Genomic DNA, 13776 nt, shown 5'->3' with positions numbered 1-13776 from the left:
CTTGATCGTTAGCCCGCAAGCGCTTTTCTGTCGACCCAAATAAAAAGAGGCGCGTTGCGCCTCCCTGCACTGAACGCCATTCGCGCTCACGACTTCGAATCAGGCTTTGGCGGTGGATCGAACATCGCCTTGCATGGCGGCGAGAGCTGATCGTAATGCTGCTTCATGCACGCCGTGATCTTTTCCTTGTTCGGAATCACGCTGGCGCAGAAGTGGAATGCGTCGCCGCGGCACGCGTGTTCCTGCTCATCGCGCGATTCGCCGCTGCTGGCAATGGCAAACGTCAGGCCCGTCAGTAACGCGCCCGCTTTCATCATGCGATCGAACCGTTTGTTCACGGCGTCCTCCTCGTGATGATTAGTTCGGCGTCCCTCTGCAAGCGCTATTCCCGGCACGCCGCTTGCAACCCTCCCCTCACCCTGTCACTGAGGCGCTGCGCTGCGCAGCGGTACGCCATGAACCCACCGATCATCCGGATCCTCGCGCTTTGCTCGGCGATTGTCATACCTGGCCTCCCACTGACCGCGCATGCGGACGACAGCGCGAGCCCCTGCGCGGCGCTCAAACGCATCGTCGCGGCAGCCCCTGGGCATTTCGCTTCGCTAAGTCCCGATGACGGACGCGCCGTCGCGCAACCCTATGGCGACGACGCGCAGTGCGCAACGACCGGCGGGACCTTTCAGTGCGTGTGGAGTGCCCGCGACGCCGGATCGGGGACGAACGCACTCGAAGGCGTAGGCGCCGATATCGCCTCGTGCCTGCCCGACGCGACCCATGATGTGAACTCACCAGGCCGCCAACACTTCTACCTGGGACAACGCGGCAGCCGGACCGAGATCACGGCACAAACCGACGGATCGACGCGCGTGAAGCTGAGCGTTTCGCATCAATAGGCACGGCGCCGGCCGAACATGCTTAAGGACCCCGCGCCGCAAACGGCGGCTCGACACACCCTCCGCTACGAACTCGCCGCCGCGCCGCGCCGACGCGGCGCGCCCGCCGCAGCGCGCGCGGCGCCATGGCGGCGACCGGTGAGCACGGTCTGCACGATTACCGCCGCGAGCAGGAACGCGCCGCTCGCGAGGTTCTGATAGTAGGGGCTCAGTGTGCCGACCTGATTGATCACGTTGTCGATCACGCCAAGAAGCAGCACGCCGGCGAGCGGTCCCGCCATCGTCCCCACGCCGCCCGTGAGCAACACGCCGCCGATCACGGCCGCGGCGATCGACTGCAATTCATAGCCCGTGCCCGCCCCCGACAGCCCCGAGTCCAGATGCGACGCCAGCAGCGCCCCCGAGAGACCGGCGAGCGCACCGGACAGCCCATAGGCCAGTATCTTCACGCGCTCCACGCGCACGCCCAGCATGCGCGCCGCCTCCTCGTTGCCGCCGATCGCGAAGATCGCCGCGCCAAAGCGCGTGTGATTGAGCAGCATTCCGCCGAGCGCATAGACGACCACCAGCACCCAGATGAGATTGTTGACGCCGAACACCGAGCCATTGGCGATGCGCGCGAAGAAACCCGGATTGGCGATCAGCAGATCCTGGCTCGCGAGCACGAGCGCGAGACCCTTGAGCCCAAGCAGCGCCGCGAGCGTGACGATGAACGGGGCCATGCGCGCGCGGGCGATCAGCACGCCGTTCGTCAGTCCGACGACGAAACCCGCCGCGATCGGCGCCAGCATCGCGGCACCCCACCCGTAGGGCGCGGCATAGGCGGCCAGCACCGTCCCGAGGCCGACCATCGATCCGACCGAAAGATCGAAGCCGCCCAGGATGATGACGATGCTCTGCCCCACCGCGACGAGCCCGAGAAACGCGCCATTCGAGGCGATGTCGGCAAGATTCGCGGGGCGCAGGAAGTCGGGAAATACCATGCCCGCCACGAGCGCTACAACAACGAGCATCGCGATCGCCCCGCGCGATTGCACCAGTGCGATCACTTGCGCGCGCCGGTTCGCGGCCGGTGCGGCGACGGTTTGTGCCTCTGTCTGGATAGGCTTTTGCATTGCGTCAGCCCCCCGAGCGTTGCAGATAGAGCGCGACGACGATGAACACCGCCTTGAGGATCTGCGCGTAAGTGAAGCTGATGTTGTTCATGATGAAGCTCGCGTCGAGCACCTGGAGCAGCAACACGCCGAACACGGCACCGACGATCGAGATGCGTCCGCCCGAAAGCGGCGTCCCGCCGATGACCGAGGCGGCAATCGCATCGAGTTCGAAGTTCACGCCGACATAGTTGGGATCCGCCGCACCCAGCCGCGACGATGCGAACACACCCGCGAGCCCCGCAAGCGTGCCGCTCACCGCATAGACGAGAAAGAGCGTGCGCCGCACGGGAATGCCTGCGAGGAACGCGGCACCGCGGCTCGCGCCCACCAGAATCGCGTAGCGTCCGAAGGTCGTGCGCCGCACCACGAACGCCACCACGGCCGCGAGTCCCAGCGCGATCAGCATGACGATGGGCAGCGGGCCGACCGCGCCCGCCCCGAGCAGATCGAACGCGGGCGTGTCGGGCAGATTCACGCGCGAGCCGCCCAGCAGCGCCTGCGCGAGCCCGCGCGCGGCGACCAGCAAGGCAAGGCTCGAGATCAGCGGATCGATGGCGAGAAGCGCCACGAGGAAGCCATTGCACAAGCCGACCAGCGCGCCCACCGCGACGGCGCCCACGAGCGCCGGGCCCACGCCATACGGCAGGAACACGGCGATCGAGGCGCTGGCGAGCGCCATCACCGATCCCACGGAGAGATCGATGCCGCGCGTCGCGATTGCGAGATTCTGACCCAGTGCGATCAAGACGATCGGCGCGGCCTCGAACAGCAGGCTGCGCGCCGCGAAGGGATTCGAGAAGCCAGGCGTGACGATCAGATTGAACACCACGAGCGCGGCGAGCGCGAAGTACACGCTGTGCTCTCGCAGCACGGTGCGCCAGGTCTGCGCGCGCGATGCGGCGCCGGACGCGGGCGAAACGGAGCGGTTCGAGGAATTCGAGGGATTCGAGGGGCTCACGCTTGCCTCGTTCGATTCAAGGTTGGTCGCCATCGGAGCGGTTGTCGTGGATTGTGGCGGGTTTGGTGCGGGGCTGCTCACGCGGTGCCGCCGTCGTGGTCACCGTCGTTGCCGGTCTGGTCGCCGATTTTGTTACCGTCGCCAGCGCCGGCCAGCACGGCGAGCACGTCGTCGGGATGTGCGCCGGCGGTCGGCATGCCGCCCTCGGTCGCGCCTTCATTGAGCACAACCAGGCGGTCGGTCAACGCAAGCAGTTCTTCCATTTCCGAAGACGTGACCACCACCGCAAGCCCCTCCTGCGCCAGTTCCTGCACGACGCGATGCACCTCCTCCTTCGCGCCCACGTCGATGCCGCGCGTGGGATCGTCGAGCAGCAGCACCGTTGGGCGCGTGGAGAGACAGCGCGCGATCAGCGCCTTTTGCTGATTGCCGCCCGAGAGCGTCGTGATGAGCGCGCCGGGGCCGGCCGTCTTGATGCCAAGCCGCTCGATCGACTCGCGCACCACCTGCGCTTCCTTCGCGCGCGAGATGAAGCCGAAGCGCGAAATGCGCGGAAGCAGGCTCGCGACGATGTTCTCGCGCACCGAAAGACGCGGAAAAATGCCTTCCGCGCGGCGGTCCTCGGAAAGGAAAGCGAGGCCGCGTCCGATCGAACGCGCGGGGCTCGCATGCGTGAGCGCGCGGCCCGCGATATCGACATCGCCGCCATCGGCCTTTTGCGCGCCGAAGATCGTCTTGAATGTTTCCGTACGGCCGGAGCCGAGCAGACCGGCCAGCCCGACGATCTCCTTGCGGGCCACGCGCAGCGACACGTCGCGCACGCGGTTGCCCCACTGCAAATGATCGACGGCCAGCGCCGGCGTGGCGTTGGCGTCGGCATCGGCGCTGCCCGAGCGTTCCGCCCAGGCGTGTTCGCCCGCGCTCTCGCGGCCCAGCATCGCCGCAATCAACGCCGCGCGCGGCAGTTCTTCGGGCGTGCCCGTACGAACGACGGCGCCATCGCGCATCACCGTGAAGCGATCGCACAGCCGGTAGCATTCGGAAAGCCGATGACTCACGAACAGCAGCGCAATGCCCTCCGCGCGCAGCCGGTCGACGACGCCAAACAGCACGTCCACTTCCGCGCCGCTCAGCGCCGACGTCGGCTCGTCGAGAATCAGCACGCGCGCGCCCAGCGACACACCGCGCGCAATCGCCACCATCTGCTGCGCACCGAGCCCAAGCGAACCGAGACGCGCGGCCGGGTCGACCGCGAGCCGGTAGCGCTGCACGATGTCGGCGGCGCGTTCCAGCATGCGTTTCCTGTCGATCAGGAGGCCGAATCGTTTCGGTTCGTGGCACAGAAAGATGTTGTCGGCCACGCTGCGCTCCGGTATCAGGTTGATCTCCTGATACACGGCGCACACGCCCGCGCCCTGCGCCGCGCGCGGACTGTCGAACGCGACGTTCGCGCCGTCGAGCGTGAGCGCGCCCGCATCGGGCTGATGAAAGCCGGTGAGGACCTTGATCAGCGTGGATTTGCCCGCGCCGTTCTCGCCCACGAGGCCGTGCACCTCGCCCGCGCGCAGCGTGAGCGAGACGTCGCGCAGCGCGCGCACCACGCCGAAGGTCTTCGAAACGCCGCGCGTTTCAAGCACGGCGTGCGGCGTGGTCGCGGCGGAATCGACGCGATGTGCGGGAGCGTTCGTCGTCATCGTGCGGGCGCGGCTCAGTAGACCTTGCCCTGCGCGAGCGACGGCTGCGCGTTGGACCGGTCGAAGAGCGCGTCGTCCATGATCTGCTTTTGCGGCACCGGCTTGCCCGCGAGATAGTCTTCCAGCGACTTGAAGGCGAGCGGACCGAAGCGCGGGTTCGTCTCGACGTCGGCGGCGACGATGCCGTTCGAGATATCCGTGACGATCTCCTTCGTGCCGTCGATCGAAACGATCTTCACGCCATTGAGCTTGCCCGCCTGGCGCAGCGCCTTGATCGCGCCGACCGTCATCGTGTCGGCGTGGGTGTAGACGGCGTTGACGTCCGGATGCGCGAGCAGGATCTGCTCCATCACTTTCTGCGCCTCGGTCGTCGACCAGTTCGCGGTTTGCGCCGCGATGATCTTCATGCCCGGATAGGGCTTGAGGCCATTGGCGAAGCCGTCCGTGCGCTGGCTTTCCACCGTGTTGCCATAGCCGCCCTGGATTTCAGCGATGATCGCCTTGCCGCCCGTGGCGTCGGCCAGCGCCTTCGCCGCGCGCTCACCCTGCTTGTAGAAGTCGGAGCCGAGGAACGTGATGTAGTCGTCGCACACCGTGCCCGCCGTCTGCCGGTCGATCGTCACGACCGGAATGCCCTTGGCCCGCGCCTGGGCGAGCGCCGGTTGCAGGCCCGTGGAGTCGTTCGGCGCGATGATGAGCGCTTCTGCGCCCTGATTGATCATGCTTTCGATGTCGGCGACCTGCTTGGCCTGGTTGGCGTTGGCGTTCGTATAGAGCAGTCGCTTCACGCCCGCTTCCTTCGCCGCCGCGCGCACCGAGGCGGTTTCGGTCGCCCGGAACGGATTCTGTTCATTCTCCGACTGCGAGAAGCCCACCACCATGTCGCTCAGCTTTTTGCCGCCCGGCTTGGGATTCGTGCAGCTTTCGCTGGAATTCGACTGGACTTTCTGCGCGCCGCTATCGGACTGCGCGTAAGCGCTGACGGCGAATGCACTCGCAAAACAAAGACCGGCGGCGATGAGAGCGGACTGGATTCGTTGATGACGCATGGTTGTCTCCTGTCGGCCGGAGCAGTGCTTCGCACTTAACCCGGCCCCACGCAAGGCGTTGAATGACACGAACGGCGCAGGCCTGTGGCCCTGCCGCGGCTTTTTTGTCTTTCTTGTTTCACTGGCGTCTCGTACGACACCTGACGCCAAATTATTACGGCCACTGCTTCAACTAATATTACCAGTCAATTTTCTGAGATATTAATGAGGGTATTCACGGGGGCGACAGAATCCGGCGCGCTCACCGAGGTCCGCTCGATCAGCGGTCCATCGAGCTTCACGGTGCGGTGGCGCACGGGCGCGCCGGCGCTGCGGTTCTGCTCTTCCTGCAACAGCGTCTCCACGGCCCAGCGGCCAAGCTCGTAGTTGGGCAGCACGACGGTCGTGAGCGGCGGATGGGTGTGGCGCGCGATTTCCTGGTCGTCGTAGCCCATGACCGAGACGTCTTCGGGCACGCGCAGCCCCAGTTGCTTGAGCGCTTCGATCGCGCCGATCGCCGTGAGGTCGTTGGCGCAGAAGATCGCCGTGGGCGGATTCGGCTCGCGCATGAGCGAGAGCGTGAGTTCGAAACCCTTGCCGGAACTCCAGTCGCCATTGCGCACGAGGCGCTCGTCGAACAGCAGGTCGGCGGTCGCGAGCGCCTGGCGATAGCCCTTGAGACGGTCCTTCGCGGCGTCCTGCCAGGTTTCCCCGTTGATGAAACCAATGCGCCGGTGCCCCGCCTCGATCAGGTATTCGGTAGCCGTGTGCCCGCCCGCCACTTCGGCCGGCACGACCGAAGAAAGCGCGTGATCGGACACATAGCAGTTGAGCAGCACGGCTGGCACCTTCAGCAGCGCGGGCGGCACGGTCACCTTGCGCGTGTACACCGTCGCGTAGATCACGCCGAGCACGTTCGGCATGGCGAGCGTTTGCAGCACCTGCTGCTCCATCTGCGCGTTGCCGTGGGTCGAGAACACCGCGAGCAAACAACCGTTGTTCCAGGCGGCGTCGCGCGCGCCGTCGATGCTCACGACCGGGTGCGGGCTCGTCGAGACTTCGTCGGCGAGATAGACGATGAGATTGCGCTCGCCTGCCGGAGCGGGCGTCTGCACCGCGCGGATCGGCAACTGATAGCCGAGCGACTGCGCGACTTCATGCACCTTCTGGCGCGTCGGTTCGGAAAGCTTGGCGCCCACCGCCCCGTTGAGCACGAGGGACACCGTGGATTGCGACACGCCCGCAGCCTTCGCGATATCGGTCATGGTCGGGCGGCGTTGCGTCGATTTTTTCATCGGATGTAAAGGCGGACTGCGAGAGGGCTGCGCGCTCGGAGCCGCGCTGTTGGCCCGAAGCGTAACACTAATAATTTGGGCCATCAATTGGCGTATGTCACCATTTTTTAGCGCCCTCATCAACGGTTTGAGCGTCTATATTATCTTTTATTAGTAATAAAACGATTCACTGGAGAATGCTCATTTGACCGCCCGACCGATACCCTCGTCGCCCCCAGAGATCGCTTTCGACGCCTCCGCGCTCGACGACGGCCAGCTCGTCACGCTCGCCCACGGCGACGCGCGCGTGCTGGTCGCGCCGCATGTAGGCGGCTCGATCGCCGCGTTCTATGACACAGCCAGCAACGCCTCGGCCTCGCACTGGCTGCGACCCGCCACGCGCGCCGCCATCGACGCCCGCGACCCGCTCGGCATGGCGAGCTTTCCGCTGATGCCGTACTGCAACCGCATCCGCGACGGGCGCTTCCGCTTCGAGGGCGAGATGATCGATCTGCCGAGCGGCACCGGCGCGCTGCGCCACGCGCTGCATGGCCACGCATGGCGGCGGCCGTGGACCGTGGAAGCGCAAACAGCCGATACGCTCACGCTGCACTTCCTGCACGAGCCTCATGCGCACGAGTCCCACGGCTCGCGCGGCGCGGACTCGCGCACCGGCTGGCCGTTTCGCTACGAAGCGCGGCAGCACCTCACTCTGGACGCCAGCGGCCTCACCGTGCGCCTGTGGGCCCGCAACCTGGCCGCGCGGCCTATGCCGTTCGGGCTCGGCCATCATCCGTACTATCCGCGGACGCCCGGCACGCGCATTGCCGCGCGCGTGCGCGCCATGTGGGAAATCGACACCGAAGTGCTCCCGGTTTCTCTTAGCGCCCACCCCGCCGTCGAGGCGCTGCAGGACGGCCTGATCGTCGACGACTTCGATCTCGACAACAACTTTTCGGGCTGGCGCCGCGAGGCAGTCATCGAATGGCCGCACGAAGGCCGGCGTCTCGCGCTGCGCGCGAGCACGCCGCTCGACTTCTTTGTCGTGTTCTGCCCGCCCGGCCTGCCCTACTTCTGCGCGGAGCCCGTCAGCAATACGACGGACTGGCTCAATCTGCGTGACGAAGGCACGGTGAAGCGCATCGACGTGGGCGGCACCGTGCTCGCGCCCGGCGAAACGCTCGAAGCCCAGCTTGCCTGGCAGCCCGAGCGATCCTGAGGCGGCCCGTCGCCCTCACATGCCCGCGCCGCCCTGGCCGCCGGTCCGCACGCCCGCCAACGGCGCGCCGTAGCCACCCGCTTCGGCGTTGTTCGGGTGGCCGTTCGCGAGTTGCCCGCGCGGATCGGTCGGCCCAACCGGCATTTCGCCGGCCTGACGATTGCCGTGAGTCGGGTATTCGCTGCCGGGCTGCGCGCCCGGCATGAGCGCGAGGCTGTTTTGCGGCGCGTGCAGGTTGTCATTCGGCGCGAGCTGCGCAAAGGCGGGGCCGCACGCCCCTGCCAGCATGGCGCCAGCGAGGAGGGACGGCAGTGCCGCGTGGGTGAAGATCGGTTTCATCTGGAACTCCTTGTCGCGCAAGGCGACACGCTTACAGCACGCGCGCACTGGCCGTGCTGCTTTCAGGCTAGCAGACGGCCGCTTGCCGTGCTGGATACCCCTCTCCAGCAAACGGCGTGCAGCGGTTACTATTCGAGGTCGTAAGACAAACAAAAAGCTCGCCACAGCGGGCCGATACAGCGACAACCTCGGTCGACAGGAGACAAAACCATGGACCAGCCGCGCGCCGTCGACGTCCAAACCTTCATCAACGAACATCCGTTTTCGCCGTTCCAATGGTTCATCTTCGCGATGTGCTTCGTCATCGTCCTGCTCGACGGTTTCGACACGGCCGCGATCGGCTTCATCGCGCCTTCGCTGCTCGGCGAATGGGGCATCAGCAAGCCGGCGCTCGCGCCCGTGCTGAGCGCGGCGCTCTTCGGCCTCGCCTGCGGCGCGCTCGTGTCCGGACCGCTCTCCGACCGGCTCGGGCGACGCGCCATGCTGGTCGGCTCGGTGCTGCTTTTCGGCGTGGCCTGCCTCGTTTCGGCGTTCTCCACCAGCATCGGCGAGCTGACGTGGCTGCGCTTCGTGACCGGCGTCGGCCTCGGCGCCGCCATGCCGAATGCGGTCACGATGATGGGCGAGTTCTGCCCCGACCGTAACCGCGCCACCATCATTAATCTGATGTTCTGCGGCTTTCCGCTCGGCGCGGCCTGCGGCGGCTTTCTCGCGGCGTGGATGATTCCGCACTTCGGCTGGCGCAGCGTGCTCATGCTCGGCGGCGTCACGCCGCTCGCGCTCGCCGTGCCTCTCTTCCTGCGCATGCCGGAATCGGTGCGCTACATGGTGGCGAATAACAAGCCGGTCGAGCGCATTCGCGCCGCGCTGGCCCGCATCTCGCCCGACGCCGCCAAAGCGCAATTGTTCACGATGACGGAGCACGCGCCGCAGACGCAGGGCAAGGGCCTCGGCGTCGTGCTGTCGCCGATGTATCTCGTCGGCTCCGTGATGCTGTGGGTCGCATATTTCATGGGGCTCGTGATCTTTTACGCGTCGATCAACTGGATGCCGCTCCTGCTCAAGGACGCCGGCCTCACGGCTTCGAGCGCCACGCTCATTTCGGCGCTCTTCCCGCTCGGCGGCGTGGGCGCGGTGCTGAGCGGCATGCTCATGGACCGCTTCAACGCGAATCGGATCATCGCCGCCTGCTACGTGCTTACGGCGCTTTCGGTGTGGCTCATCGGTCAGGCGGCGGGCAACGTGGCCCTGCTCGTACTCGTGGTGTTCGTGGCCGGCGTGCTGATGAACACGGCGCAATCGTCGATGCCCGCGCTCGCCGCCGCGTTCTATCCCACCCAGGGGCGCGGCACCGGCGTGGCCTGGATGCTCGGCATCGGCCGCTTCGGCGGCATTGCGGGTTCGTTCCTCGTGGCCGAGCTGGCGCGCCGGCACTTCACGTTCGCGGGCATCTTCGCGACGGTGGCCGTCGCCGGTTTGATTGCCGGCGCGGCGCTGCTCATCAAGCAGGCCGCACGGCCGCAGGCGAGCGGAGCGGCGGCGGCGAAGGCGGAGTCGTTCGGGCACTGAAGCCCGCGGGACTGACGCGATGGGGCGCGTTGCGCGGTGAAGTCAGCCGCCGAGCGCGCCGAGATTGAGCGTATGGGAGTGCCCGATCCACACGGCGGCGTCGCGATGGTCGCGCAGGGCATCGGCGGTGTTCGGATGCACGAACACGTCGAGCGCGCCGTGGTTGAGCGCGAGCCATTCGACGACCGTCATGACGTGCGCGCGCCCGATGGCGAGCTGATACGACCACATCGGATGCGGCCCAACCGGGCGCTCGTGAAAGCGCCCGATCTGCAGGATATCGCCAAAGCGGGCTTCGATCGCCTCGCGCAAAGACCAGGCGGCGTCGCGCGTCGCCGCGTCGAAATAGATGTGCGCGTGCCAGCTCGTGATATCGGCAGGATCGAGGTAGGTCATGGTGCGGAAGGTGCGGTGAAGGTTCGAACCGGCATTGTCCATCGAATGCCCGCGCCGCGCAGGCGAGCGCGCGCAGTAACGTTTCAGTGCGCGCCGTTTGAATACGCGTCGCCCACCATCAGCCGCACGATTTCGTCGCCATCGGTTTGCGCCACGCGCCGCTCGCCCGCCACTTCGCCGCTCCGCAGCACGACGATGCGCTCGGCCACCGCAAAAATATCGTGCAGGTTGTGCGAGATGAGAATCACGGCCACGCCCTGCGCCTTGAGTCCGCGGATCAACTCCATCACCTTGCGCTGTTCGGGAACGCCAAGCGCCGCGGTGGGCTCGTCCATGATGAGCACGCGCGCGTTCCAGTAAATCGCGCGCCCTATCGCAATGGCCTGGCGCTGACCGCCCGAGAGCATTTTCACGGGCCCCGTGAGCTTGCGCGGCGGAATCACGATATCGAGCCGTTCGAGCACCTCGCGCGCCACCCGCGCCATGTGCGGCCGGTCGATCACCTGGAAACCGAGCCGCCGTCGCACCGGCTCGCGGCCGAGGAAGATGTTGCTGCCCACGTCGAGATTGTCGGCGAGCGCGAGGTCCTGATAGATGGTTTCGATGCCCTGCGAGCGCGCGTCTTGCGGATCGCGCAGTTGCAGCGGGCGTCCATCGAAGTGCAGATCGCCCGCATCGGCCCGGTAAACGCCCGACAGAATCTTGATGAGCGTGGACTTGCCCGCGCCGTTGTCGCCCGCGAGCGCAAGCACTTCGCCCGGCATGAGCCGCAGCGAAACGCGCTTGAGCGCTTCCACGCCGCCAAAGCGGATCGAGACGTCGCGTGCCTCCAGAACCGGCGTGGCGCTCGCGTCGCTCATTGCGCGCCTCCGAGCCGTTCCTTGTACTGGTCGATCAGCACCGAAAGAATGATGACGATGCCGACCACGATGAATTGCCAGAACGCGTTGACGTCGATGAACACGAGGCCGAATTCGATCACGGCGATAATGAGCGCGCCGATCAGCGTGCCGATGACGTTGCCGGTACCGCCAAAAAGACTCGCGCCGCCGATCACGACCGCTGCGATCGAATCGAGCAGCATGGGCTCGCCCGCATTGGCCGCGCCAGCGGCGAAGCGCGCCGTGTACACAATGCCGCCCACCGCCGCAAAAGCCGCCGCGATCAGATAGATCGCGAAAAGATGGCGGCGCACGTTGATGCCCGCGCGCACCGCCGATTGCGGATTGCCGCCTATCGCATAGGTGTACTGACCGAAGCGCGTTTGCGAGAGTACGAAGTGCATGACGACGAGCAGCGCGGCCGTGAGGGTCACGGGCGTCCAGCCGCTGCCGAGCCATGCGAGCCCGGGATTGTTGACGGATACGGTCATGCCGCTGCCCGCGGCAAGAAAGCCCACGCCGCGCGCGACGCCATACATGCCAAGCGTGCCGATGAAAGCGGGCACGCCGAGGCGCGCAATCAATACGCCGTTCACGAAGCCCGGAATCAGGCACACGAGCACCGTGAGCGGAATCGACATCAGCAAGATCCACGGCGATTCGCCGCCGGGAATCGTGAACTGCGCGACGCATACGGCCGCGAGCCCCATCACGAAGCCCACCGAAAGATCGATGCCGGCGGTGATGATCACGAAGGTCTGGCCGATGGCGAGCAGAAGCGGCGCGCTCGCGGCCAGTCCGATCGACTGCAGGTTGTACGCGTTGAACACGAACGACCGGTGCGCCGAGATGCGCGCCCACGCCTCGAAGAAAACGAGCAGCGTGCCGAGAAAAAGCCAGGGCCAGACCTTGCTGACGAGCGCGAGCCTGTCGAGTCGTTTGTCGTTCATGTGGCTCTGTTCGCGTGGCTTAGTTCGAATAGATGTACTGCTTCATCTCCGGCTTGTCGATGTTCGACTTGTCCAGCACCACGAAGCCTGTGCCCTTGTAGGTGGGAATCTTCTTGCCGTGAATGGCGTCGCCGGCGAACTTCACGGCGTCGTAGCCCATTTCGTCGGGAAGCTGCGCAATGGCGATATCGACGAGTCCGCTTCGGATCTGCTCGTCGATGCCGGGCACGGCGTCGAAAACGACGACCTTCACCGCGCCCTGCTTGCCCGCGTTCTTCACGCCTTGCGCGGCGCCCGCGCCCGAAAACGTGTTGGCGCCGAACACGCCCGCGAGATCGGGGTTGCGCGCGAGCACCGCCGCCACGTGCGAAGCGGCGCGATTGGCGTCGTCCTCGTTGTATTGCGTTTCCAGCACCTTGATGTTGGGGTGCTTCTTCATCTCCTCCATGAAGCCCTGCGCGCGCGCGTCGGTGCTGGAAATGCCCGGCTTGTTGTTCTCGCAATAGACGGTGCCCTTGTCGCCAATCGCCTTGGCAAGCGCGCGCGCCGCCACGCGGCCGCCTTCCAGGTTGTCCGAAGCGATATACGAGAGCGGGAAATCGGCGTCGCCCTTGCCGGTTTGATAGTGGCCGTCGCCGATATAAGTGTCGACGGTGATGACCTTGATGCCGGCGTCGGCGGCTTCCTTGAGCGGACCGATGAGCTGCTGTTTGTCGACGGGCGAGACGAGCAGCACGTCGGGACGCTTCGCGATGAAGGCCTTGAGAATCGGCACCTGCTCCGTGGTGTTCCAGGCCTTTGGCACCTGGAACAGCAACTGGACGTTGTCTTCCTTCGCCGCGCGCTCCGCGCCGCGATGCATCGTGAAGTAGAAAGGATCAGTAACGCCGGGCAGCAGCGCGACGACGGGATGCGCCGCGTCCGCGTGCGCCACGCCAGGCAGCGCGCCGGCGACGATCGTGGAAAGAGCCATCAGACAGCCAAGAGCGATGCGCAACATGTTTGTCTTCCTCCAGGTGAGTCCGACGCACGGCGCCCAATCTTCCCGAGGCGACCACGCCCGGCAGCAGTGGCTCAGTATACTGACGCGCACTGCTGCGGGGCCTGGTGTTTTCCTGCACTCTTTGCGCTGTTTATGCGCTACAGATGCAGTCGTCCCGATTGGTGGGACGACTGACTATTTTCATTGCAGGAACAACCGATACGCCGGATTGCCCGTCTCTTCCCAGTGCGGATAACCGAGCGTGGCGAGGAAGCGGCGGAACTCGGCGTCCTCGGCGGCGGGCACCTGGATGCCCACCAGAATCGAGCTGTAGTCCGCGCCCTGGTTGCGGTAGTGAAAGAGGCTGATGTTCCAGTTCGGCGCCATCGACGAGAGGAAGCGCATAAGCGCGCCCGGGCGCTCCGGAAACTCGAAG

Annotated in this window: 14 protein-coding genes and 1 pseudogene; 3 read left to right on the top strand and 12 right to left on the bottom strand. The window is 66.0% G+C overall.

Translation table 11 applies throughout. The features are described from left to right. Positions 1-86: 86 nt before the first annotated feature. Positions 87-317 (bottom strand): hypothetical protein, encoded by a 231-nt coding sequence (locus U5768_RS31675; protein ID WP_322034266.1) that lies wholly within the window; start codon positions 315-317, stop codon positions 87-89. Between the two features lie 138 nt (positions 318-455). On the opposite strand from U5768_RS31675, the gene U5768_RS31670 reads away from it, so the two are divergent. After that, a complete protein-coding gene (locus tag U5768_RS31670; RefSeq protein WP_322034264.1) occupies positions 456-893 on the top strand; it encodes a hypothetical protein in 438 nt (145 codons plus the stop codon). Positions 894-958: 65 nt separating this feature from the next. Here the strand turns inward: U5768_RS31670 and U5768_RS31665 are convergent, their stop codons facing one another. The 5 genes from U5768_RS31665 to U5768_RS31645 all read right to left on the bottom strand — a co-directional run bounded on the left by U5768_RS31665 (position 959) and on the right by U5768_RS31645 (position 7025). Further along, positions 959-2008 carry an ABC transporter permease gene (locus tag U5768_RS31665; protein ID WP_322034263.1) on the bottom strand — a complete coding sequence of 350 codons (1050 nt, stop codon included), beginning with the start codon at positions 2006-2008 and terminating at the stop codon, positions 959-961. A gap of 4 nt (positions 2009-2012) precedes the next feature. After that, on the bottom strand, positions 2013-3041 hold the full coding sequence (locus tag U5768_RS31660) for an ABC transporter permease (RefSeq protein WP_322034262.1): 1029 nt from the start codon (positions 3039-3041) through the stop codon (positions 2013-2015). A 44-nt stretch (positions 3042-3085) separates the two neighbouring features. After that, positions 3086-4702, bottom strand: coding sequence for a sugar ABC transporter ATP-binding protein (locus tag U5768_RS31655; protein WP_322034261.1), 1617 nt, complete (start codon positions 4700-4702; stop codon positions 3086-3088). 14 nt (positions 4703-4716) lie between these two features. After that, positions 4717-5751, bottom strand: coding sequence for an ABC transporter substrate-binding protein (locus U5768_RS31650; protein WP_322034260.1), 1035 nt, complete (start codon positions 5749-5751; stop codon positions 4717-4719). A gap of 185 nt (positions 5752-5936) precedes the next feature. Continuing rightward, positions 5937-7025, bottom strand: a complete 1089-nt coding sequence (locus tag U5768_RS31645; RefSeq protein WP_322034259.1) for a LacI family DNA-binding transcriptional regulator — start codon at positions 7023-7025, stop codon at positions 5937-5939. A gap of 184 nt (positions 7026-7209) precedes the next feature. Between U5768_RS31645 and U5768_RS31640 the strand changes: the two genes are divergently transcribed. After that, positions 7210-8223, top strand: a complete 1014-nt coding sequence (locus tag U5768_RS31640) for an aldose 1-epimerase (protein ID WP_322034258.1) — start codon at positions 7210-7212, stop codon at positions 8221-8223. A gap of 15 nt (positions 8224-8238) precedes the next feature. On the opposite strand, the gene U5768_RS31635 is transcribed toward U5768_RS31640, so the two are convergent. Next, positions 8239-8562, bottom strand: a complete 324-nt coding sequence (locus U5768_RS31635; RefSeq protein WP_322034257.1) for a hypothetical protein — start codon at positions 8560-8562, stop codon at positions 8239-8241. 210 nt (positions 8563-8772) lie between these two features. On the opposite strand from U5768_RS31635, the gene U5768_RS31630 reads away from it, so the two are divergent. After that, a complete protein-coding gene (locus U5768_RS31630; protein WP_322034256.1) occupies positions 8773-10131 on the top strand; it encodes an MFS transporter in 1359 nt (452 codons plus the stop codon). Positions 10132-10173: 42 nt separating this feature from the next. On the opposite strand, the gene U5768_RS31625 is transcribed toward U5768_RS31630, so the two are convergent. From U5768_RS31625 to U5768_RS31605, 5 genes and pseudogenes are all read right to left on the bottom strand, one after another. After that, entirely contained in the window at positions 10174-10527 is a 354-nt protein-coding gene (locus tag U5768_RS31625; protein WP_322034265.1) for a DOPA 4,5-dioxygenase family protein, read from the bottom strand. An 83-nt stretch (positions 10528-10610) separates the two neighbouring features. Then, the gene (locus tag U5768_RS31620) at positions 10611-11387 is read right to left on the bottom strand and encodes an ATP-binding cassette domain-containing protein (protein WP_322034255.1); all 777 of its coding nucleotides are present in this window, start codon (positions 11385-11387) and stop codon (positions 10611-10613) included. After that, complete coding sequence (locus U5768_RS31615; protein WP_322034254.1) at positions 11384-12358, bottom strand: ABC transporter permease subunit; 975 nt, start codon at positions 12356-12358, stop codon at positions 11384-11386. Before U5768_RS31615 ends, U5768_RS31620 begins: the two co-directional genes overlap by 4 nt. A 19-nt stretch (positions 12359-12377) precedes the next feature. Beyond that, positions 12378-13358 (bottom strand): ABC transporter substrate-binding protein, encoded by a 981-nt coding sequence (locus U5768_RS31610; protein ID WP_322034253.1) that lies wholly within the window; start codon positions 13356-13358, stop codon positions 12378-12380. A gap of 183 nt (positions 13359-13541) precedes the next feature. Further along, positions 13542-13776, bottom strand: a pseudogene (locus U5768_RS31605) (threonine ammonia-lyase, biosynthetic); the annotation flags it as partial.

The organism is Paraburkholderia sp. J76, assembly GCF_905220295.1.
GTDB lineage: Bacteria > Pseudomonadota > Gammaproteobacteria > Burkholderiales > Burkholderiaceae > Paraburkholderia.
The sequence above is the reverse complement of the archived record's forward strand: the minus strand, read 5'-3'. Positions and strand labels throughout refer to the sequence as shown.